19 protein-coding genes, 1 tRNA gene and 1 other RNA gene are annotated in these 22471 nt (G+C 71.8%); 13 read left to right on the forward strand and 8 right to left on the reverse strand.

Features of this window, described 5'->3' with window-relative positions; translation table 11 throughout:
• Positions 1–212 precede the first annotated feature (212 nt).
• The gene (locus BJP65_RS13410; protein WP_070410019.1) at positions 213–1409 is read right to left on the reverse strand and encodes a glycosyltransferase; all 1197 of its coding nucleotides are present in this window, start codon (positions 1407–1409) and stop codon (positions 213–215) included.
• A gap of 197 nt (positions 1410–1606) precedes the next feature.
• Entirely contained in the window at positions 1607–1807 is a 201-nt protein-coding gene (locus BJP65_RS13415; protein WP_070409467.1) for a hypothetical protein, read from the reverse strand.
• A gap of 228 nt (positions 1808–2035) precedes the next feature.
• Here BJP65_RS13415 and BJP65_RS13420 point away from each other — a divergent pair, with 228 nt between their 5' ends.
• The gene (locus tag BJP65_RS13420) at positions 2036–2500 is read left to right on the forward strand and encodes a helix-turn-helix domain-containing protein (RefSeq protein ID WP_070410020.1); all 465 of its coding nucleotides are present in this window, start codon (positions 2036–2038) and stop codon (positions 2498–2500) included.
• A gap of 56 nt (positions 2501–2556) precedes the next feature.
• On the opposite strand, the gene BJP65_RS13425 is transcribed toward BJP65_RS13420, so the two are convergent.
• A complete protein-coding gene (locus BJP65_RS13425) occupies positions 2557–2898 on the reverse strand; it encodes a hypothetical protein (RefSeq protein WP_070410021.1) in 342 nt (113 codons plus the stop codon).
• Between the two features lie 439 nt (positions 2899–3337).
• Between BJP65_RS13425 and BJP65_RS13430 the strand changes: the two genes are divergently transcribed.
• Entirely contained in the window at positions 3338–4273 is a 936-nt protein-coding gene (locus BJP65_RS13430; protein WP_070409468.1) for an AraC family transcriptional regulator, read from the forward strand.
• A 198-nt stretch (positions 4274–4471) separates the two neighbouring features.
• On the opposite strand, the gene BJP65_RS13435 is transcribed toward BJP65_RS13430, so the two are convergent.
• Positions 4472–5965, reverse strand: coding sequence for a SulP family inorganic anion transporter (locus BJP65_RS13435; protein WP_070409469.1), 1494 nt, complete (start codon positions 5963–5965; stop codon positions 4472–4474).
• 120 nt (positions 5966–6085) lie between these two features.
• Here BJP65_RS13435 and BJP65_RS13440 point away from each other — a divergent pair, with 120 nt between their 5' ends.
• The 3 genes from BJP65_RS13440 to BJP65_RS13450 all read left to right on the forward strand — a co-directional run bounded on the left by BJP65_RS13440 (position 6086) and on the right by BJP65_RS13450 (position 7185).
• The gene (locus BJP65_RS13440) at positions 6086–6457 is read left to right on the forward strand and encodes a MerR family transcriptional regulator (RefSeq protein ID WP_070409470.1); all 372 of its coding nucleotides are present in this window, start codon (positions 6086–6088) and stop codon (positions 6455–6457) included.
• On the forward strand, positions 6454–7035 hold the full coding sequence (locus BJP65_RS13445) for a GNAT family N-acetyltransferase (protein WP_070409471.1): 582 nt from the start codon (positions 6454–6456) through the stop codon (positions 7033–7035). Before BJP65_RS13440 ends, BJP65_RS13445 begins: the two co-directional genes overlap by 4 nt.
• A 61-nt stretch (positions 7036–7096) precedes the next feature.
• Positions 7097–7185 (forward strand) — tRNA-Ser (locus tag BJP65_RS13450).
• Between the two features lie 112 nt (positions 7186–7297).
• Here BJP65_RS13450 and BJP65_RS13455 read toward each other — a convergent pair.
• Genes BJP65_RS13455 through BJP65_RS13465 form a run of 3 tightly spaced genes read right to left on the reverse strand, consistent with a single transcriptional unit; the run spans position 7298 to position 11829 of the window.
• Entirely contained in the window at positions 7298–9604 is a 2307-nt protein-coding gene (locus BJP65_RS13455; RefSeq protein ID WP_258027477.1) for a DUF3488 and transglutaminase-like domain-containing protein, read from the reverse strand.
• Complete coding sequence (locus BJP65_RS13460; RefSeq protein ID WP_070409472.1) at positions 9591–10811, reverse strand: DUF58 domain-containing protein; 1221 nt, start codon at positions 10809–10811, stop codon at positions 9591–9593. The genes BJP65_RS13455 and BJP65_RS13460 overlap by 14 nt, the downstream gene beginning before the upstream one ends.
• Before the next feature lie 7 nt (positions 10812–10818).
• Positions 10819–11829 (reverse strand): MoxR family ATPase, encoded by a 1011-nt coding sequence (locus tag BJP65_RS13465; RefSeq protein ID WP_055839498.1) that lies wholly within the window; start codon positions 11827–11829, stop codon positions 10819–10821.
• A 200-nt stretch (positions 11830–12029) separates the two neighbouring features.
• Here BJP65_RS13465 and BJP65_RS13470 point away from each other — a divergent pair, with 200 nt between their 5' ends.
• The 7 genes from BJP65_RS13470 to ffs all read left to right on the forward strand — a co-directional run bounded on the left by BJP65_RS13470 (position 12030) and on the right by ffs (position 20893).
• On the forward strand, positions 12030–12962 hold the full coding sequence (locus tag BJP65_RS13470; RefSeq protein WP_055838521.1) for an ROK family protein: 933 nt from the start codon (positions 12030–12032) through the stop codon (positions 12960–12962).
• 100 nt (positions 12963–13062) lie between these two features.
• Positions 13063–14268 (forward strand): ROK family transcriptional regulator, encoded by a 1206-nt coding sequence (locus tag BJP65_RS13475; RefSeq protein WP_070409473.1) that lies wholly within the window; start codon positions 13063–13065, stop codon positions 14266–14268.
• Between the two features lie 137 nt (positions 14269–14405).
• A complete protein-coding gene (locus BJP65_RS13480) occupies positions 14406–15764 on the forward strand; it encodes an extracellular solute-binding protein (protein ID WP_070409474.1) in 1359 nt (452 codons plus the stop codon).
• Positions 15765–15766: 2 nt separating this feature from the next.
• Positions 15767–16699, forward strand: a complete 933-nt coding sequence (locus BJP65_RS13485; RefSeq protein ID WP_070409475.1) for a carbohydrate ABC transporter permease — start codon at positions 15767–15769, stop codon at positions 16697–16699.
• Positions 16696–17604 carry a carbohydrate ABC transporter permease gene (locus BJP65_RS13490; protein ID WP_244630687.1) on the forward strand — a complete coding sequence of 303 codons (909 nt, stop codon included), beginning with the start codon at positions 16696–16698 and terminating at the stop codon, positions 17602–17604. The genes BJP65_RS13485 and BJP65_RS13490 overlap by 4 nt, the downstream gene beginning before the upstream one ends.
• 27 nt (positions 17605–17631) lie before the next feature.
• Positions 17632–20658, forward strand: coding sequence for a glycoside hydrolase family 38 C-terminal domain-containing protein (locus BJP65_RS13495; protein WP_070409476.1), 3027 nt, complete (start codon positions 17632–17634; stop codon positions 20656–20658).
• A gap of 138 nt (positions 20659–20796) precedes the next feature.
• Positions 20797–20893, forward strand: an RNA gene (gene ffs / locus BJP65_RS13500) — signal recognition particle sRNA small type.
• 30 nt (positions 20894–20923) lie between these two features.
• Here the strand turns inward: ffs and BJP65_RS13505 are convergent.
• The gene (locus BJP65_RS13505) at positions 20924–21601 is read right to left on the reverse strand and encodes an NUDIX domain-containing protein (RefSeq protein WP_070409477.1); all 678 of its coding nucleotides are present in this window, start codon (positions 21599–21601) and stop codon (positions 20924–20926) included.
• A 41-nt stretch (positions 21602–21642) separates the two neighbouring features.
• Between BJP65_RS13505 and BJP65_RS13510 the strand changes: the two genes are divergently transcribed.
• Positions 21643–22416 carry a DeoR/GlpR family DNA-binding transcription regulator gene (locus BJP65_RS13510; protein ID WP_258027478.1) on the forward strand — a complete coding sequence of 258 codons (774 nt, stop codon included), beginning with the start codon at positions 21643–21645 and terminating at the stop codon, positions 22414–22416.
• The last annotated feature ends 55 nt before the right edge of the window (positions 22417–22471 follow it).

Genomic DNA, 22471 nt, shown 5'->3' on the forward strand with positions numbered 1-22471 from the left:
CAACCATTCGGGGGGACGGGGAGGCACTGTGATCACAGGCGCTTTCCGGCCATCATTGCGCATATCGTCCGCGCGTGTGGCTCAGGCGTCACAGTGTGCGCCGACTGCCCGTCCCGTAGACGACCACGTTGACTCTGCCGCCACCCGCGCGTGGTGCGGAATCCGTCGGTACCGTGCCACAGGGCGACGGTGTTCTCACCTCGCGCCGAGGGTCAGGCGGCCAGGACGCTCGGCAGCAGCAGGCTCGAGATCGCACCGCGGTAATCGTCGACCATGCGCTTGCGGTCGATGCGCGTGCGCGCGGCGAGGGCGGCGCGGCGCAGCTCGCCGCGGCGGTGCAGCGCGTCGTCCCAGGCGGCGGCGATCGCGGCGGCGTCGCGGGGCGTGACGAGGCCGAAGCCCGCGACCATCCGGGCGGCGTCGCCGACGTCGGTGGTCACGGGGACGGCTCCGGATGCCGCTCCCTCGGCCAGGCAGAGGGGTGAGGCTTCGCCGAAGGCGCTGGTGAGGGCCACGATGTCGGCCGCGCGATACAGCTGCGGCATGTCTTCGCGCAGTCCCAGGGCGTGCAGCGCCACCGTGCCGTCGATGCCGTTCTCGGCGAGCAGGGCGGTGAACAGGGGATTGTCGCGGGTCATGCCCGAACCGCACATGACGTAGTGGGCGCCGGGGGAGAGCGCCGCATGGCGCGCCACCGCCGCGAGGAACAGCCCCGGGTCTTTCATGGCGTCGAAGCGTGCCGCCAGCAGCACGACGGGGGCGGACTCCGGGATGCCGAGACCCTCGCGGATGCGGTGACGCTCGGCCCGGGTGCCCGGGCGGAAACGACGGGTGTCGATGCCGTTGTCGATGACCCACGCCTGCTCGGTGACGACGCCGGCGCGGGCGTAGGCGGTCGACGTCGACGAGGCGCAGGCGATCGTGGCCGACACGGCGCCGGAGGCCCCGGCATCGCGCAACCACCCCAGCGCCGGCCCCGAATGCGTGGGATCGGAGCGGTGCAGGCACGCCGCCACCGGCCGTGCGGGCAGGAGCCCGGCGCGATCGAGGGCCACCACGAGGCTGAGCGGCTGCTCTTTCAGTGAGAGCACGACGTCGGCGTCGGCGAAGAGATGGGCCGCCCGCTCGAGTTCGGGCCGGGTGAAGTCTTCGGGGTGCACCGGGTGATCGCCCGCGATGCGGTCGAGGGCGTCGATGCGCACCCCGGCGCGGCGCAGACGGCGATAGCGCGTGTCGTCGCGGGCGAGCTGCAGCGACGCGTCGCGACGGGCGGCGGAGGTGAGCGAGAGCACCCGGTGGTGCTGCGCACCGCCGGCGGCGAGACCCGCGATGACGTCGGAATGCAGAATCCGTGCGCCCCCGGCGAAGAAGCCCTCGTACAACGACAGCACGCGCAGGGGTCGAATCATCGAGGGGCCTTCCGGGGGAGGAGCACCGCTCGTGGCGGTGCTGTCGCCGATCACCGCGGATGCGGTCGTCCCATGCTGAAGGGTGGGCCCGGTGCGGCGGGTTACGCCGTGGAAACCATCGTATGAACGCCCGGACACAGGCCGACGCGCCGGCTCCCGGGGGCGGGAGCCGACGCGTCGGTAGCAAGAGCGGTGGTTCAGGCGCGGGGCGCGACCACCATCGGCTCGACGATCGTGCGGGTGCGCGACCAGGGCCAGCGCCAGGCCGGACGCGTCCCCCGTCGGTCCTCGGCCGCCCTCGGCACGATGCCGTTGCCCATCGCGGTCGACATCGCGATGCTCCACACCGAGCCCGCGTGCTGGGCGTCGTCCTGTGCGCCGTGTTGTCCGTAGATCATGGTCTTCTCCTCGCTCCCGTCTCCCGACGGAACTGTCCTTGTTCCGTCATAGACCGGCGGCGAGCGGCGGAACCCGCCCTTGACAGCACCGCCCTGCTGCGCATGCGGGGCAACGCCGCGGGTCCAGACGACGGGCTCGGCTCGAGGCGGAGGAGACGAGGGCATCATCCGGCTCCTCCGCCTCGTGACGAGACGGCCTCTGGGATGGAGTCGCTACGATCGGGGGTCGTGCAGACGTCTTCCGATTCTTCGTCGTCCCCCTCGCCGGGGTCCGACCTGGGGCGCGCCCTGCTCGCATACGGCGAGGCTCGGCGCGTCGCCGCCGCCGCCGCCCGCCGCGAACTCGCGCTCAACGAGCTCGACGCCCGCGCGCTCGTGTTCGTCGCCGACAACCCCGGCGCGCGTCCCTCCCACGTGCGCGATCACCTGGGGATCACCTCGGCCGGTGTGACCACCCTCATCGACCGTCTCGTCCAGCGTGGTGCCGTTCGCCGCGATCTCGACGAGGACGATCGGCGGGTCAACCACATCACGGCGACGGTCGATCTCGACAGCCCCCCGTGGAACGCGCTGCGCGCTTTCGACGACGGCATCGAGGCGGCGATCGCCGGCCTCGATGCGGAGCGCGCGGCTGCGGCGGCGTCGCTGCTGCAGCACCTCATCGCGACGGTGGCGAGCGCGGCCGAGCACTGAGTCGCCACGCTGAGGCGTGACCGCCCGACCTCCACACCGCGGTGGAGCCGAGGGCGTCAGGCTCGCGCGAGGAACGCCTCGGACCGGGCCTGCAGGAACGAGCACAGTGCCGCCAGGGTGGCCAGCTCGCCCGACAACGCCATGACCCGACCGGCGGGCAGCGGAGCCGCGTCTTCTCGAGGTTCGAAGGTGACGGCCCAGTCGGTCGAGCCGACCTCGCTGCTCGGCGCCACGTAGAAGGTCGTCGAGACGCTGCGCAGCTGCGCGGCGACGAGGCCGGCGTCGGCGCCGTCTTCGCCATCCTGCGGGATGACGCGCAGGATCTCGGCGTCGTCGAACCCGAGCGCCCGGAAGTCGTCGACCCACTCCTGGAGCGTGCTCATCGTGCGAAAAGGCATCGGCATCCCCTCGGGTATCGGCACACCCGGCGGCGGCTGCCTCCATTATGTCCGTGCCGGGGCTCCCGCGCGGGGTGGGCCGTCTCGGTGCGGGGTCACGAGCCCCGCACCGAGACGATCCGACCGTCGCGCCGGGGAACGGAGGACGCCGGATGCCGCACCCCGAAGGAGCTGCTCTCGGAATCCTCGCGAGCACGGCGGTGGCGGTCAATGCGGCGCGAGGCGGGTTGCGCTCCCCGGCCGGAGGCGCGCGCGCGGCGGCCGACGGCGCGGTGGCCGCTCGCTATGAATTGCCCCAGTACGCTGGGAGACGGATGGGGGGCATCCACGTTCGTGCACGGACGCCCGCTCACTGCGCCGTGAGAGCGGTCCCATATCGATCCTTGCCATGGAGCGCAATGGTCTTGCCGCACGAATTGGGACGATTTAGGAAGACCTCGTGGAGCATACGAACATCGAGACCCGCGACGCCGAGACGGTGGAGCAGCTGTGGCAGTCGGTCGTCCCGGGGGCGCGTATTTCGCGCGCCGAGGTGATCCAGCCCGGTCTGTCCTGGCACGCCGCGACGGAGCCGGGGTTCGGTTTCTTCGACTACACGATCGGGTCGACCATGCTGGTCGAGTCCGACCCGCTCGATCACGTGGTCGTCGGCCGCATCGCCGGCCCCCGGGTCGCGGGAACGTATCGCCGGGAGCGCATCGACACCGCGGTGCCGTTCATGGTCGTCGACCGCCCGCTCGAGATCGCCTTCACCGGGCGCATCGCCGGGGCAGGCGTGTCGTTCGCGCGGTCGGAGTTCGACGAGGCAGCCCGCCGCCTGTCGGGCGACGACACGCTGCGCGTGCGTCCGACCGGCTACGCCCCCGTCAGCGAGCAGCGTCTGCGCTACTGGTCGCGCACCTGGGAGTACGCGCGCGACGTGCTGCTGCGCTCGCAGGAACGGTCGCCGCTCGTCGAGCAGCAGGCGCGCCTGCTCATGCTCGAGGCGTCGCTGCTGACCTTCCCGACCACGTTGACCGAGGTCCTCGCCGCCGGGCGTCCGGCCCGCCCGCTCCCCGCTCCCGTCCGCCGGGCGAAGGCCTACGTCGAAGCCCACGCCGCGGAGCCGGTGGTGCTGGCCGACATCGCCACGGCGGCGCGATTGTCTCCGCGGGGGCTGCAGTACGCCTTCCGTGCCGCGACCGGACGTACGCCCATGCAGTACCTGCGCCGCGTGCGGCTCGACGCCGCGCGCGCCGAGCTGCGCAGCGCCGATCCGTCGGTCGACACCGTCGCCGCGGTCGCCGCGCGATGGGGTTTTTCGAACCTCGGCCGTTTCGCGGCGATGTACCGCGGCGAGTTCGGCGAGACGCCGTCGACGACGCTGCGCAGCTGACCCGCGCGCGCGTCGGCGCGTCGCGGTGCCCAGCGGAGGGCGTGGGACGAGGGGAGGACGTTTCTCGTCCTGGCATCCTCCCGTCGCTGCATCTCCTCCGCTCCGCACGCCGTCGGCGATCCGGGCTCCGGCGTCGTGTCACGCTGTCGGCGGCCCGGGCCGCAGGCGGCGTAGCGTCGCCCCGGAGCGCGGACGGTGTCAGTGCCCGCCGCCGAGCCCACCGGTGAGGCGCCCGTGGAATCGGGCGGCGGCGGTGTTCATGCCCTCGAGCTCGACGGTCGTGCCCAGGTGCGCGTACTTGGTCTGAACGGCGTCGAGGGCTGCCACCGTCGAGGCGTCCCACACGTGCGAGCGCGACAGGTCGATGACCACGTGCGCCGGGTCGTGGTGGTAGGCGAACTTCGTCGTCAGGTCGTTGCTCGAGGCGAAGAACAGCTCACCCTCGACGGTGTAGCGCGCCACTTCGCCGTCGACCTCGCGGGTCACCGTCGTCAGGCTCGCGACCCGGCGGGCGAAGAGCACGGCCGCGGCGATCACGCCCACGCCCACACCGATGGCGAGATTGTGCGTCCACACCGTGATCGCGACGGTCGACACCATCACGACCGTTTCGCTCACCGGCATCCGGCGCAGGGTCGAGGGGCGGATGCTGTGCCAGTCGAACGTGGCGACCGAGACGACGATCATCACGGCCACGAGCACCGCCATCGGGATGATCGCGACGACGTCGCCGAACACGAGCACCAGCAGCAGCAGGAAGACGCCGGCCAGGAAGGTCGAGATGCGCGTGCGCGCGCCCGACGCCTTGACGTTGATCATCGTCTGGCCGATCATCGCGCAGCCGCCCATGCCCCCGAACAGGCCCGACAGCACGTTGGCCGCGCCCTGACCGAGTGACTCGCGCGTCTTCGACGAGGGGGTGTCGGTGATGTCGTCGACGAGGGCGGCGGTCATCAGCGATTCGAGCAGCCCGACGATCGCCATGGCCACGGCGAACGGCAGGATGATCGCGAGCGTCTCGCCGTTCAGCGGCACGTTCGGCAGCAGCAGCGACGGCAGGCTCTCGGGCAGCGCGCCCTGGTCGCCGACGGTCGGCACCGAGATGCCGAACACCACGGCAGCGCCGGTGAGCAGCACGATGGCCACGAGCGGCGCGGGCACGGCCTTGGTCAGCCGCGGCAGCAGGTACATGATCAGCAGCCCCGCCACGGCGATCGGATACACCGCCCAGGGCACGCCGATCAGCTGCGGCACCTGCGCCGTGAAGATGAGGATCGCGAGCGCGTTGACGAAGCCCACCATGACGCTGCGGGGGATGTAGCGCATGAGTTTGGCGACGCCGAGGAGGCCGAGGATCACCTGCAGGATGCCGCCGAGGATCACCGTGGCGAGCAGGTAGTCGACGCCGTGCTCGCGGGCGACGGGGGCGATGACGAGGGCGATCGCGCCGGTCGCGGCCGAGATCATGGCCGGGCGACCGCCGAGGAACGCGATGGCCACGGCTATCACGAACGACGAGAACAGTCCGAGGCGCGGGTCGACCCCGGCGATGATCGAGAAGGCGATCGCCTCGGGGATGAGGGCGATCGCCACCACGAGGCCGGCCAGCACCTCGCGGGTGAGCAGGCGGGGCGAGCGGAGTGCCTGCAGCACGGTCGGCTCGGGGCGCGGGCGCGCGAAGACGTCGGTCATGGAGATGCTCCCGGGAGACGCGGCGGAGGGATCCCGCCGATGAGCGGGGAGAATGAGGGGGTCGCGATCGCGACCGAACACACTCTACCGTAACGAGAGGGTTGCGGGATCGGGGATGCCATGAGCGACGCGCGACCGATGCAGATCGGCGAGCTCGCGGAGCGGACGGGCCTGTCGATCCGCACGCTGCGCCACTACGACGAGATCGGGCTCCTCGTGCCCTCCGCCCGCAGCGACGGCGGCTTCCGCCTCTACACGCCCGACGACGAGTCCCGCCTGCTGCTGATCCGCCGGATGAAGCCGCTGGGCTATTCGCTCGAACAGATGGGGGAGTTGCTCTCGGTGGTCGACGGGCTCGCCGACCGGCCCGACGACGCCGCCCTCGGCGAGCGTCTCGAGGCCATCCGGACCGAGGCCATGGAGCGGCGCGAGACGCTCCGCCGCCAACTCGACGCGGCCGACGAGTTCGTCGCCCAACTGGCCGCGCGATGACCGAGCACGACCTCGTCCTGCGCGGTCCCGACGTCGTGCTCACCCCCGCGCATCCCGACGACGCGACCGAGGCGTGGGCCCTCACCGACGCGGAACTGTGGGCGGGCATGACGACCCCCTGGCCCGAGAGCGTCGAGGCTCACGCCGCGCGCATCGACCAGCAGCGGCAGACCCCGGGCCTGTTCGCGTTCACGGTCCGGGATGCCGTGACCTCCGGCATCCGGGGATCGACGACGTTCTACGACCACACGCCCGCGCAGGGCCGGGTCGAGATCGGGACGACCTGGTACGGCCGCGCATTCCAGGGCGGAAGGACCAACCCGGCGACGAAGCTGCTGCTGCTGACCCACGCTTTCGACGTGTGGGGGCTGAACCGAGTGGCGCTGCGGTGCGACAGCCGCAACACCCGCAGTGCCCGCGCGATCGAGCGGCTCGGCGCGACGCCGGAGGGGCGCCTGCGGCGGCACCGCATCAACGCCGACGGCACGGTGGGTGACACCCTGTACTTCTCGATCCTGCGCGACGAGTGGCCGGCCGTACGCGCGGGTCTCGAAGAACGGCTGCACGGTGCGCGGTGACCGACGTCGCCTCGGGGAGCGCGACTCGGACCGGCTCGAGTCCCGTGTAAGCTTTCCCGTTGGAAGTGTGTCCGAGCGGCCTAAGGAGCATGGCTGGAATCCATGTAGGCGGGGTAACTCGCCTCGCAGGTTCAAATCCTGTCACTTCCGCCGAACGAAGAGCGTCGTCCCTCACCGGGGCGGCGCTCTTCGCTTTCCCCCGGCGGACCGCGACGCCGACTCCGAGCAGAGCTCGGCCTCGACGTGCGACCGGTCCCGCCCCCTACCGTCCGACGGGTTCGCGCTCCGCGGACGCCGCACCCGGGCGCACGAGCAGCGAACGCGGCACGAGTCGCGCGCCGAGGCGCCGGGGACGAGAGGCCGCGGCGGCGAGCGTGACGCGCGCCCGGTCGACGGCGTCGGAGAGGCCCGCTCCGGCGGAGGGGTCGACCGCCTCTCCGGCGTAGCTGACCTGCTCCAGCGCCGCGCGCAGCAGATCGAGGGCGTCGGCATCGGCGCCGTGGTCGGCGACCAGCCGCGCCGCGAACGCGCGGGGCGACTCGGCGGCGGGCGAGGGGATGCCGAGGTCGACGGCGTCTTCGCGCAGGGCGGTCCACGCGGCGACGGCATCGCCCGCGCGCGCGGCGTGCAGACGTCGGCGACGCACGACGAGGCGCACCACGGCGGGGGTGGCCGCGAGCAGCACGACCAGCAGACCGGCGAGCGCCGCCGGCACCCAGGCGGCACCCCGGCCCGCGGCGGCGCCGGTGCCGACGCCGTCCTGGTCGCCGACATCGACGGGTCCGTCCTGCGAGGGCGCCGTCGACGGTTGGGCGCCGGGAGTGGCGGCATCCTGCTGCGGCGTGGCGGGGGCGTTGGACGCCCCGTTGGGCGACGACGAGGCGAAGTTCGTCGGCACACCGAGGCTGTTCGTCGGTTCGAACGGCACCCATCCGATGCCCTCGAAGTACACCTCGGGCCACGCGTGCAGCTGGCTGGAGCTGACGACGAAGGTCGTCCGTCCGTCCGAGGGGGTCCCGGTCGCCGAACCCGGGAGGTAGCCCACCACGATGCGCGACGGCATGTCGAGAGTCCGCGCCATCACGGCGAACGCCGAGGCGTAGTGCACGCAGTACCCCGCGCGCACCTGCAGGAAATCGGCCACGGCGTCGAGCCCCGCTCCGTCGAAGCCCGAGTCGACCGGGGCGTCGAGCGAATAGCGGAACTCGCTGCTGCGGAACCAGGTCTGCAGGGCGATCAGCGCGTCGTACGGGTTCTGCGTGCCCGCCGTGACCTCTCGCGCGGTGTCGCCGATGATGGCGGGCACGTTCGCCGGGAGCGTGCGCACCGCGTCGCCGAGGTTGCCGCCGCCGACCGGCCGCGCGCGGATCTGCTCGAGGGTGGGACGCGCGACGGTCGACTGCACCTCGTACACCTGATCGCGTGTGGAGCCGGAGCGTGAGACGACGGTGCGGTTCTGCGGCATCCCGAGCCAGTCGCCCTGCAGACCCGTCACCGTGGAGGCCGGGTAGGGCACGGGCAGCCAGGGGCTGTCGAGCTGATCGACGTCGATGTCGGTGGTCCAGTCGGCCACCGCGATCTCGCCGTCGACGACGAGCGGGTCGAACACGGGTGCGTCGTCACGCACGGGCACGGTGTCGGAGCTGTCGGGCTGCCACACCGAGCCGTCGAAGCGCGACAGGGTCACCGCGCGCAGGTAGGGCGCCGACGGCGCGGTCGTGCGCACGCTCAGCACGTCGACGTCGCGCGGCTGACGCAGGTCGTTGCCGAGTTCGAGGTTGGGATTGATGGTCGTCCCCACCCCGCCCGTGCCGCCCGAGGCGAAGCGCAGGCCGGGCTGGGGCAGCAGGGGGGTGGCGACGACGGCCACGATGACCGCGACGGCGGCGACGCCGAGGGCCGTCGCCGACGCGCCGACACGGCGCGGAGTCCTCGGGCGACGCGCGACGGGATCGGCCTGCACCCGCGCGCGGGTGTCGATGCGCAGCAGGAAGAGCAGAGCCGCGGCCAGCACGACGAAGCTCCAGACGTCGACGTCGGAGGGGATCGCGATCGTCGGGATGAGCGACACGGCGACCAGTCCCACGCCCGCGAGCAGGGGCATGCGCGCCGTGAGGACGACGTGATCGAGCACGATCGCCAGGGCCCCGAAGGCGGCGACCAAGAGGAAACTCAGCCCGGTGGCGGCCGACACCGGGGCCACGCCGACGCGGATCTCCTCCGCCGCGGCGTCGAGCAGTCCGGGAACGGATGCCACGGTGGCCGGCGTCGGGATCAGCCCGAGCAGCGCGGTCGGACGCCCGAACATCGCCGTCAGCAGCACCACCCAGACGACGACCTCGACGAGGCTGGCCGCGAGGGCCGGCAGACGCGCGAGCCGCACGCCGAGACCCGCCGCGAGGACCGCCGCCGAAAGGCCGGCGGCGCCCGCCACCCACGAGCCCGGCGCGATGACCGAGAACGCCGGCAGCATCGCCGCGGCGAGGGCGACGAACAATCCGATACTGAGCAGTGTCGCATCGCGTCGGCGCCGCGGGGAGCGCAGCACCGTCACATCACCGGTCGACACGGGCGTACCCCTGTTCCATCGCTGCGTCCCAGCTCTCGGCGATGTCGCCGCGGGGTCGCAGGGTGCTCGCGCGCCAGCCGGCGTGCCGTAGGGCGTCGAGCTCGGTGTGCTCGGCCACCGCGAGCAGCACCGCGAGAGACGATCGCGGAGCGGTCGATCCGAGGCCCGCGCGGTCGTCGGGGGTCAACGAGCCCGTGACGACCACGAGCGGTCCGAGCAGGGCGGCGGCCGAGGCGGGCAGCACGCGCCGCGACTCGTCGTCGGGCCGCGCCGTGAGCGTGGCGAACATCGCCGCGGCGGCGCGCGCCTCGACGTCGTCGCCGCCCTCGACGGGGTCGACCAGCAGGGTGCCGTCGCTGTCGACGACGTCGACCGTGTACCCCTCGTGCACGAGGCGCGCGAGAACCGAGACGCAGGCGCTCACGGCCGTCTCGAACGCGGGGTCGCTCGCGGGGGCGAGCGCGGCGGCCGGCGACCAGCGCGAGACGGCGCGGTCGAGGACGACGGTCGCCGCGGGGCTGGACTCCTGCTCCTCCTGGCGCACCATGAGCATGTCGCGGTGCGCGGTGGCGCGCCAGTGGATGCGGCGCATCGAATCGCCGGGCGCGTAGGGACGGGCGACGAGGTTGTCGGCCCCTTGCCCCAGCTGCAGCGCGGCGGTCTGCCGTGTTCCCCCGGCCTCTCCCGACGCTGACGGCAGGGCCGCGAGGTCGATCACGGCCGGGGCGACGGTGACGGGGGTCGGTCGGCCCAGGCGCAGGCGTCGCCGGAGCACCCCGAACGGATCGGTCGTGGTCACCTCGAGCGGTCCGAGCGAATGGATGCCGCGCGCCGCGCCGACGACGTCGTAACGCAGCTCCACCGCGGCGGCGGCGGGGAAGCTGCCCCGGGCGCGCCCCGCGAGGCCGGCGGGAACGACGTCGCTCCATCGCCCGGCCGACGCGGGGAGGGCGCTGCGCAGACCCGCGCGCACGACCACCTCGGCCCGAGCGCCGACCTCGGGCACATCGGGTGAGACCGCGCGGGTCACCTCGCCCGCGCCGCGGGTCAGCAGCAGCACGACGGCCGAACCCGCGAGCAGCGCGACGAGCAGCGTGCCGAAGTACATCAGTTCGGGGATGCCGGCTTGCCGCGCCACCACGAACGACGTCACCGCCAGCACCAGCGCCCCCGTGCCGCGCAGGGTGAAGGGCCAGAGTCGACTCACGCGGGGCTCACGGTCGCGGGGCGAGCGGCACGCGCACGCTGGCGGCGATCCGATCGAGCGCCTCGGCGACCACCGCGGCTCCGGCACGCCCACCGGCCGCCGAGCGATTGGCGATGAGGCGGTGGGCGAAGACGGGCGACAGCAGCGCGGTGAGGTCGTCGGGAATGACGTACGAGCGCCCGTCGAGGGCCGCGCGCACCTTCGCCGCGCGCACGAGCTGCAGGGTCGCGCGCGGGCTGGCGCCCAGACGGATGTCGGGGTGGCTGCGGGTGGCCTGCGCGAGCGCCACGACGTACTCCTCGAGCGCGGGGGCGAGGTGAACACCGCGGGCCCATGCGATCATCGCGGTCACCTGTTTGGCCGTGACGGCGGGCGTCAGGGCGTCGAGCGGATTGACCGTGTCGCGCTGGCGCAGCATGAGCGCCTCGGCCGCGGCATCGGGGTAGCCCATCGAGATGCGCAGCAGGAAGCGGTCGCGCTGCGCCTCGGGAAGGGCGTACGTGCCCTCCATCTCGAGGGGGTTCTGGGTCGCGACGACCAGGAACGGCGAGGGGAGCACGTGCGTGCGCCCGTCGACGGTCACCTGGCGCTCCTCCATCGCCTCGAGCAGCGACGACTGCGTCTTGGGGGAGGAGCGGTTGATCTCGTCGGCGATGACGATGTGCGCGAACACCGCGCCGGGGGTGAATTCGAACTGCCGCTGGACCGGGTTGAACACCGACACGCCCGTGATGTCGCCGGGCAGCAGGTCGGGGGTGAACTGGATGCGACGGACGTCGGCGTCGACGGTCGCGGCCAGCGCCCGCGCGAGCATGGTCTTACCCACGCCCGGCACGTCTTCGATGAGCAGGTGGCCCTCGGCCAGCAGCGCGATCAGGGCACTCCGCACGGCATCCGGCTTGCCGTCGATGACACGCGAGATGGATGCGACGATCTCCCCGGTCAGACGGGCGAACGTCGCCGCGGTGAGCGGCTCGTCGATCCCGGGGCGTGCGGGGGCGGTGTCGGAGCGGCGCATCCGTGAGGCCGCCTCGGGCATGACCGTCTCGTCCATGGCATCCCTTGGGTCGCGGGCGGAGGCGCGTCGTGGCCACCGTGACCTGATCGTAACCCGGGCCGCGGACACCGGGGCCCGAAACCAGCGGGTGCCCAGGCGTCACTCGGCCGATGCACCGGCCCCTAGGATCGGGGAGCGTTGATCCACCCGAGGAGCCGCGCATGTCCGATGCCACCCCGTCCCTGCCCGCTTTCACCCACGTGCTCGCCGTCGACATCGGCGGTACCAAGGTCGATGCGGCCCTCGTGTCGGTCTCGGGCGAGGTGGTGCGCGAGAGCGTGACCCGCCGTCCGACCGGCCGCGAGAACGATCGCGCGACCATCGCGAGCAACGTGCGCGCGGCCGCCGAAGAAGCGCTCGCCGCGGTCCCCGGGGCCACCGTCGGGGCGATCGGGGTGGGCAGCGCCGGTCCCGTCGACCTTCCGTCGCGCTCGGTCTCGCCGCTGAATCTGCCGCTGGCGGCGGGCCTTCCGATCGACGACGTCCTGGCGGGCCTCGTCGACGGCCCCCTGCACCTCGCCCTCGACGGCACGTGCATCGCGCTCGCCGAGCACTGGCGCGGCGCCCTGGTCGGGTGCGACGACGCGATGGCCATCGTGGTGTCGACCGGGGTCGGCGGGGGCTTCGTGCTGGGAGGCCACCCCGTCACGGGTGCGAGCGGCAACGCGGGGCACCTCGGTCAGACCTTCGTGCGCACGATCGAGGGCGATGAGGTCGTGGCCTCCACGCTCGAGGCCGTCGCCGCCGGGCCCGGCACCGTCGCGTGGGCGCGCACCCAGGGCTGGACGGGCGAGACGGGACTCGACCTGGCGGCCTCGCACGCCGCGGGAGACGCGATCGCGATCGCGGCCGTGAGCCGTTCGGCGACCGCGGTCGGACAGGCGATCGCGGCGGCGGCGACGCTCTGCGACTTCGAGGCGGTGGCCATCGCCGGCGGGTTCTCCCAGGTCGCCCCCGACTACGTCGATCAGGTGCGCGCCGCAGCCCACGCGGCGTCGCTGCACGCCTACGCCCGCCGGTGCCGCGTGGTGGGTTCGGGTCTCGACGGTGACGGTCCGTTGCTCGGTGCGGCGGCGCTGGCGCTGCAGTCCTGACCTCCCACGGTGTCGCTGCGCCGCGTGGGGTCGATCCCCGCTCGGGCGTAATCTGAGGCGCAGGGCCCGCGCCGCGGACCGACGAGCGGAGGCGGGGGCCATGCGTACGGGATCCAACCTGCCCGCCGTGGGCGAGTACAACCAGACGCTGGTGCTCGACCTCATCCGCCGCTCGCCCGAGGGGCTCAGTCGCGTGGAGCTCTCGGCACGCACGGGGCTGAGCGCCCAGACGCTGAGCAACGTGACGCGCCGTCTCGCCGACGAGGGACTCATCGTCGAGGCCGGCAAGGTCATCTCGGGACCGGGAAAGCCCCGCACCCTGCTCAAGCTGCAGCCGCGCTCGCGTTTCGCGGTCGGGGTGCACCTCGACCCCGTCGTCGACACGATCGTGGTCGTCGACATGGCCGGCGAGGTGATCGCGCACGACGAGATCCCGCGTCTGCCGCACGCCGATGCCGCTGAGCTCGTGGAGGCCGTGGGCGCCGCCGTCGACGCCATCGTCGAGCGCGCCGGCATCCCGCGGGAACGCGTGCTCGGCGTCGGCGTCGCGGCCCCGGGCCCCTTCGACGCGCGCGGGGGCCGGCTGCTCGACCCGCCCCTGCTGCCGCAGTGGCACAACGTCCACGTCCGCGAGGATCTCGGGGCGGTGACCGGGCTTCCCGTCGTCGTCGAGAAGGACGTCACCGCGGCCATGATCGGCGAGATGTGGTTCGACCGCTCCGACGTGCTGAGCGACGCGATGTTCCTGTACTACGGCGCCGGAGTCGGCCTGGGCGTCGCCATCTCGGGCGCTCCGGTACGCGGACGCACCGGCAACGCCGGCGGCATCGCGCACGTGGTCGTCGATCCCGACGGACCGCCCTGCGCGTGCGGGTCGCGCGGGTGCCTCGGGGTCTCGATCGAGCCGCGCGTGCTGTTGGCCGAGGCGGGCTACGACGCGGTCTCCGCCGACGACACGCGCCCCGATCTCGACCGTCTCGTGCGCGAGGCACGCGATGGGCACGCTCCCGCCGTCGAGGTGCTGCAGCGCACGGGGGAGCGGATCGCGCGCGCGCTGGTCGTGACGAACAATCTGCTCGACGTCGACGAGGTGGTGCTGGGGGGTCCCGTCTGGGAGCGTCTGGCCGAGGTGCTGCACGACACGGTCGCCACCCGCGTGGCGACCGACCCGGTGTCGACGTCGACGCGGGCGATCGTCGTCCGCGCCTCGAGCGTGGGCCTCGACGTCGCGGCCGTCGGCGCCGCCTGCCTCATGCTCGACGGGGCCTTCGCGGCTCGCCCGGCGCGCATGATGATCGCGATCTGACCCGGAATCCCGCGGGTCATAGCGCGCCGTGTCCTGATCGTTACGTCACGGGTGGCCGCGCGACTTGCCGAGTTAGTCCATTTGATTTATAAAAGGTTCTGGCGACGCGGTGTCTCCACCCGAGCAAGGGAGCTTCCATGAAGAAACTGACGATGGCGGGCGGTCTTCTGACCGCGACCGCCCTGACCGTGGCCTTGGCCGGCTGCTCCGGCGGCAGCAGCGACGCGGGCGACGCGAACACCATCCGCGTGGCGTACCAGACCACGGCGACCTTCAACTCGATGCAGACGTTGATGGAGAACGCCAAGACGCAGTACGAGGCCGCGCACGAGGGCATGACGGTCGAGCTCGTTCCGATCCAGGCCGAGGGCGCCGACTACTACACGAAGCTCGCGCTTATGAACAAGTCGGCCAGCACCGCCCCCGACGTGCAGTACGAAGACACGTTCAAGATCCAGTCCGACGCGGCCGCCGGCTACCTGCTGCCCCTCGACGACTACCTCGCGAAGTGGGAGGACTGGTCGCAGTTCGCCGAGGGCGCCAAGCAGGCCGGCCTCGGCCCCGACGGCAAGACCTACGGCGTCTCGCTCGGCACCGACACCCGCGGCCTCTGGTACAATAAGGCCGTCTTCACCGCCGCCGGTATCCCCGTGCCGTGGCAGCCGAAGACCTGGGACGACGTGCTCTCGGCCGCCGAGAAGGTCAAGTCGTCGAACCCCGACGTCATCCCTCTCAACGTCTACTCCGGCAAGACCGCCGGTGAGGCCGCGTCCATGCAGGGCCTCGAGATGCTGCTCTACGGCACCGAGGACACCCTCTACGACACCGACGCCAAGAAGTGGGTCGTCGGCAGCCAGGGCTTCAAGGACTCGCTGCAGTTCGTCTCCGACGTCTACCAGGGCGGCCTCGGCCCGTCGCTGCAGCAGGCGCTCGACCCCAACATCTTCACCAGTGTGACGGCCGATTGGCTGCCGTCGGGCAAGCTCGCCATGGCGCTCGACGGCTCGTGGCAGTCGGCCGCGTGGGTCGAGGGCGGCTCGGCCGCGTGGCCGGAGTGGAGCGACGCCCTCGGCATCGCCGCCATGCCGACGCAGGACGGTCAGGCTCCCGGCTCCACGAGCATGTCGGGCGGCTGGACCCTCGCGATCGGGAAGAACACCAAGAACGCCGACGCCGCGTGGGACTTCCTCTCGACCGCGGTGAACAAGGACAACGCCACCGCGTACGGCATCGACAACAGCCAGATCGCCGTGCGCGCCGACGTCGCCGAGTCGAGCGAGTACCTCGACGCGAACCCGAGCTTCAAGACCTTCTCGAGCTTCGTCGACACCACGCACTTCCGCCCCGCCACCGAGGACTACGACAAGATCTCCAACCAGATCCAGGTCGCCATGGAGGCCGTCATGACCGGCCAGTCCAGCGTCGATGACGCCGCCGCCGCCTACGACCAGGCCGTCATCGGCATCGTCGGCGAAGAGAACACCCAGCAGGGCTGATCGTGACCGCCCTGGCTTCCCCCGGGGCGACCGGAACCGGCCGGGGGTCGCGCGTGAAGACGCGCGGCCTCCGGTCGTCGGCCCGGGCGCTCCCCCTTCTGCCGGCAGCCCTGCTGCTCGCGGTGTTCCTGCTCGGCCCCATCCTGGTGTCGCTGTGGGGCTCCCTCACCAACGCCACCCTCTCGGGGTCGACGGCCGTGGACTCGGAGTTCATCGGGTTCGACAACTACACCCAGCTCTTCCAGGCCCCCGACTTCCCGGTCTCGGTGATCAACACGATCGTCTTCGTGTTCTTCTCCGCCGTGATCGGTCAGAACGTGCTCGGCCTCGCTCTGGCGCTCATGATGCGCTCGGCGAACCGGGTCGTCACCGCGGTGGTCGGCACGATCGTCGTGACCGCGTGGGTGCTGCCCGAGATCGTCGCCGCGTTCGCCGCGTACGCCTTCTTCCGCGACAACGGCACGCTCAACGGCATCCTCGCGATCTTCGGTGCGGAGCCGGTGAGCTGGCTGTTCACGATGCCGGTGCTCATGATCATCTTCGCCAACATCTGGCGCGGCACGGCGTTCTCGATGATGGTCTACTCGGCCGCCCTCGCCGACGTCCCGCCCGAGATCACCGAGGCCGCCGAGGTCGACGGTGCCAGCGGCATCAAGCGCCTCTTCTTCATCACGATCCCGATGATCCGTTCGACCATCGGCACCAACTCGATGATCGTCACCCTGCAGACCCTCTCGGTCTTCACCCTGATCTTCGTCATGACCGGCGGTGGCCCGGGCAACAAGAGCACGACGCTGCCGATCCTCGCCTACCAGCAGGGTCTGAAGTTCGGCGAGCTGGGCTACGGCACGGCCATCGCGACGATCATGCTGCTCATCGGTGCGGTCTTCTCCTTCTTCTACGTCCGCGCCCTGCGCGAGGAGGTCTCGTCATGACCACCGCCACACTCCCCGAGGTGTCGGGCCGCACCCGGTCCGCCGCCCGAGCACCGAAGCGCACGAAGGCGTCCCTGTCGTCGCCCCGCACCCGCGTGCTGAGCTGGCTCTCGAACACGCTGCTGATCGTCGTCGCCATCCTGTTCGTGGTGCCGCTCATCTGGCTGGTCACCGCCTCGCTCGACGCGCAGCCGACTCTGGCGATCAAGATGCCCGAGGTCGTCACGCTCGACAACTTCGCCGCCGTGATGAAGCCCGACCTGCTGTTCCTGCCGCTGTGGAACAGCGTGATGCTCGCGGGTGGCACCGCGATCGCGACGGTCGTGCTCGCGTCGCTCGCGGCGTACCCGCTGTCGCGCTACAAGATGCGCGTCGGAAAGCCGTTCCTCTACGCGGTGCTGTTCGGCACGTGCCTGCCGATCACGGCGATCATGGTGCCCGTCTACAGCCTGTTCGTGCAGCTGAACCTCATCGACTCGGTCGGCGGGACGATCCTGTTCCTCACCGCCAGCGCGCTGCCCATCGCGATCTGGATGATGAAGAACTTCATGGACGGCGTCCCCGTCGAGCTCGAGCACGCCGCGTGGATGGACGGCGCGGGTTCGATGCGCACGCTCGTGCAGATCGTGCTCCCGCTCATGCGCCCCGGCATCGCGGTCGTGTTCATCTTCACGTTCATCCAGGCGTGGGGGAACTTCTTCGTGCCCTTCGTGCTGCTGCTCAGCCCCGACTATCAGCCGGCGGCCGTCAGCATCTTCAACTTCTTCGGGTCGTTCGGAGCCGTGGCGTACGGCCAGCTCGCCGCGTACTCGATCGTCTACTCCCTTCCCGTCCTCGGTCTGTACGTCCTCGTGCAGCGCGGCCTCGGTGGCCCGTCGGCCCTCGCCGGCGCCGTCAAGGGCTGACCCGTCCCCCCAGACAAGGAACATTCCATGCACGACCGCACCGCGCTCATCGAGATGCGCATCGACCGCTTCATCCGCGAGCGGCTCGCCCCCGCCGTCTACCGCACCCGCGAACCCCTCGACGTCTCGGCCTGGGAGGCCCCGGGCGAGCCCGTGACCTTCGCCGAGGCCCGGGATGCCGCATACCGTCCCTTCGCCGTCGGCACGCCGTGGGGCCGGGCGTGGGGGACCACCTGGTTCGCCGTGTCGGGTCGGATCCCGACCCACTGGCGCGATGCCGCGGGCGACCTGCCCGAGGGCACGGTGGCCGAGCTGGTCATCGACCTCGGCTTCACCGCCGGCCAGAGCGGCTTCCAGTGCGAGGCCCTCGTCTGGAACCGTGACGGGGCGCCGATCAAGGGCGTCTCGCCGTTCAACAACGCCACCCCGGCGGCCCTCGACGCCGACGGCCGCGTCGACGTGCTCGTCGAGGCCGCGTCGAACCCCGACGTGGGGAGCCTCTTCACGTTCGAGCCCACGCACCTGGGCGACCTCGCGACCGCGGGCGACGCTCCTCTCTATACGCTCCGCGACATGTCGATCGGTCTGCGCGACCTCGCCGTGTGGGAGCTGCTGCAGGACTTCCGTCTGCTGCAGGGCCTGCTCGCCGAGCTCGACGCGACCTCCGCGCGCCGCGCGACCCTGCTGCAGGGCATGGATGCCGCGATCGACGCGGTCGATCCCGACGACGTCGCGGGCACGGCCCCGGTCGCCCGCGAGGTGCTGGCTCCGCTGATGGCCGCGCCCGCGGCATCCAGTGCGCACGTGCTGCACGCCGTCGGCCACGCCCACATCGACTCGGCCTGGCTCTGGCCGGTGCGCGAGACCGCTCGCAAGGTCTCGCGCACGTTCAGCAACGTGCTCTCGCTCATGGACGAAGACCCCGAGTTCGTGTTCGCGAGCTCGTCGGCGCAGCAGTTCGCCTGGATGAAGGAGCACTACCCGGCCCTCTGGGAGCGGCTGAAGGCCCGTGTCGCCGAGGGGCGCTTCGTGCCCGTGGGCGGCATGTGGGTCGAATCCGACACCAACATGGTCGGCGGCGAGGCCATGGCCCGTCAGTTCGTCGAGGGCAAGACGTTCTTCCTCGACGAGTTCGGCATCGACACCGAAGAGGTGTGGCTCCCCGACTCGTTCGGTTACAGCGGCGCGCTGCCGCAGATCATGAAGGCCGCGGGGGCGCGCTGGTTCCTCACGCAGAAGATCTCGTGGAACGAGACCAACCGCATCCCGCACCACACCTTCCGCTGGGAGGGCATCGACGGCTCGCGCATCTTCACCCACTTCCCGCCGGTCGACAAGTACAACTCCGAGGTCACCGCGGCCGACCTCGCCCACGCCGAGCGCAACTTCTCGGACAAGGGTCGTGCGCGCACCTCGCTCCTGCCCTACGGCTTCGGCGACGGCGGCGGCGGACCCACCCGCGAGATGACCGCGACGATCGCCCGCACGCACTCGCTCGAGGGCGCGCCGATCGTGAAGCACTCCACCCCGCGGGAGTTCTTCGAGACGGCCGAGGCCGAGTACGCCGACCCGGCCGTGTGGGCGGGGGAGCTGTACCTCGAGTTCCACCGCGGCACCTACACCAGCCAGCTCCGCACCAAGCAGGGCAACCGTCGCAGCGAGCACCTGCTGCGTGAGGCGGAGCTGTGGGCGGCGACCGCGACCGTGCGCACGGGGGCCGCCTACCCGGCCGAGACGTTCCAGCGGCTGTGGCGTCTGGTGCTGCTGCAGCAGTTCCACGACATCCTGCCCGGCACCTCGATCGCCTGGGTGCACCGCGACGCCGAGCGCAATTACGATGCCATCGCCGCCGAGCTCGAACAGGTCATCGCCGACAGCCTCCGCGCCCTCGTGGGCACCGGCGACCGCTCGGTCGTGGCCAACGCCGCCCCGCACCGTCGCGCCGGCGCCCCCGCGCTCGCGATCGCCCCCGTCACGCCCGCGGGCGACGTCGCCCCGCGCGCCGCGGGCGAGGCGTTCGTGCTCGACAACGGCATCGTGCGCGCCGAGATCGACGGCCGGGGCCTGATCGTCTCGCTCGTGGATCTGGCATCCGGTCGCGAGGTCGTCCCGGCGGGGCAGGTGGCGGGACTGTTCGAGGTGTTCCGTGACACGCCCACCCAGTGGGACGCGTGGGACATCGACGAGACGTACCGCCGACACGTCACGCCCCTCGACGCGGCCGACAGCGTGCGCATCGAGGGTGACGCCCTCGTCGTCGAGCGATCCTTCGGCGAGTCCGCTCTCGTCACGCGCATCGCGCTCGGCGAGGGGGCGCGCACGGTGCGTCTGTCGCTCGACGTCGACTGGCACGAGCAGCAGAAGCTGCTCAAGCTCGGCGTCCCCGTCGACGTGCACACCGACCGCGCGGCATCCGAGATCCAGTTCGGGCACATCGTGCGCCCGACCCACACGAACACGTCGTGGGATGCCGCGCGTTTCGAGACCGCCGCGCACCGCTGGGTGCGTGTCGCCGAGCCCGGCTTCGGCGTCGCGGTGACGAACGACTCCACGTACGGCCACGACATCACGCGGCACGAGCGGGCGGCGGGCGGCACGTACTCGCTGGTGCGCCTGTCGATCATCCGCTCGGCGGTCTTCCCCGACCCCGGTCAGGACCAGGGCGCGCATCACCTCGAGGTGGGCATCGTCGTCGGCGCCGACGTGGTCGACGCGGTGGCCGAGGGCTACCGCACCAACCTGCCGGCCCGCGTCGTGGCCGACGCGGCCGAGGAGTCGGTCGCCCCGCTCGTCGCGATCGACGAGCCCGGCGTGGTCGTCGAGGCGGTCAAGCTCGCGCAGGACGGCTCGGGAGACGTGATCGTGCGCCTGTACGAGGCCCTCGGACAGCGCTCGCACGCGCGGCTCGAGGCGGGCTTCGAGGTCGACGGCGTCATCGAGACCGATCTGCTCGAACGCGAGACCGACGCCGTCGCGGTGTCGAACGTCGCGGGCGGCGCGGTCGAGCTCGACCTGCGCCCCTTCCAGCTGGTGACGCTGCGGCTGAAGCGCTGACGAGGGGCGCCGTCGGGCGCGAGAGAGACGCGGTGCGGCCGGGGTGCGAGATGCCCCCGGCCGCATCGTTCGTTCGCGGGTGCCCTGCCGGGGCGGTGGGGGTGACCACGAGCGCCCGTTTCCGTCGGGTAGGCTGTACACGGCTCTCCGCGTGGCGGTATCCCGGCCAACTCCCCCAGGACGGAAACGTAGCAAGGGTAACCAGGCTCTACCGGGTGCGCGGAGGGTCTTTTCTTTTGCCCCGACGCCCGCGCGACGTCTCGTCTCAAGCCCGGGCGAAGGGCCCGTCGAGCACCGCCCACTGCAGCAGCAGGATGGTCTTGGCATCCTGGATCGCGCCGTCGCGGATCATCGACAGGGCGTGATCGATGTCGTACTCGAGGATCTCGATCTCTTCGCCCTCCTCGATCAGACCCCCGTGTGCGCCGACTCCGCTCGCGCCGTCGTAGGGGGCGGCGAAGAAGTGCAGGCGCTCGGTGACGGAGCCGGGGCTCATATAGACGTCGAACACGTGCTGCACCTCGGCGACCCGCACCCCGGTCTCTTCCTCGGCCTCGCGGCGGATCGCGGTGACGGGATCATCGTCGTCGAGGAGCCCCGCCGCCGTCTCGATCAGCATCCCGTCGGGGTGGTCGTTGACGTACACGGGGTAGCGGAACTGCCGGGTGAGCAGAACCGTGCGCCGTGACGGGTCGAACAACAGGATCGTCGCCCCGTTGCCGCGGTCGTAGGTCTCTCGCGTCTGGGTGGACCACTCGCCGCGATCGTCGCGGTAGCGGAAGGTCGTCGCGCGCAGCACGTGCCACCCGGCGGCGAGGAGCTCCACGTCGGTGACCTGCACGCGGGGGTTGCGGTCGAGATCGAGTCCGGTGAGGTGCAGGCCCGTGCGGCCGCGGTGGTCGGGGACGGTGGTGCCGGGGTGTGCGGGGGAGAGATCAGCCATGATTCGGAACGATAATGCAGAAACGTGAAAGAATGCGAAGCGTGTTGCTCCCCGCCGCTCGCAGAGACGCCCTGCTCGACCGCCTGCGCCGAGACGGGCGCCTCGTCGTGAAAGACGTCGCGCTCGACCTCGGCCTCTCCGAGGACAGCATCCGTCGCGACCTCCGAGAATTGGATGCCGCGGGCCTCGCCGTGCGCGTCTACGGCGGTGCACTGCCGGCTTCGCCGGCGGTCGCCGACTATGACACCCGCGCCCGTGTCGCCCGGGACAGCAAGACGCGCGTGGCCGAGGCCGCGGTGGCCCTGATCGAACCCGGCGCCACCGTGCTGCTCGACGGCGGCACGACGACGCTCGCACTCGTCGACGCGCTGCCCCGCACGTTCGCGGGCACGCTCATCACGCACTCGCCCACCATCGCGGCGGCGCTGCTGCACCACGACGCCGAGGTCATCATGCTCGGCGGGCGCCTCTTCAAGCACTCCGCCGTGGCGTGCGGGGCCGCGGCCGCCGAGGCCGCCCGGGGGATCAGCGCCGACGTGTTCTTCCTCGGCGTCACGGGCGTCCACCCCTCGGCGGGATTGACCACCGGCGACGCCGATGAGGCGGCGATGAAACGCGTGCTCGCCGAGCGGGCCGCCGAGACGTTCGTGCTCGCGAGCGAAGAGAAGCTCGGCGCGGCCTCGCGATTCGGCATCCTCCCCCTCGACGCGGTGGCGGGCGTGGTCGCCGATCTCGATGGCGACGCGGCCCTCGCCGAAGAGCTGACCCGGGCGGGCGCGCGACTGATCGGCACGGGGGCGCGCCGCGAGACGTGAGCGGGCGCATCCCGATCACTCGACGCCGAAGCAACCCCGGTGCGATGTCCCCGGG

Source organism: Microbacterium sp. BH-3-3-3, from assembly GCF_001792815.1.
Taxonomy (GTDB): Bacteria; Actinomycetota; Actinomycetes; order Actinomycetales; family Microbacteriaceae; genus Microbacterium.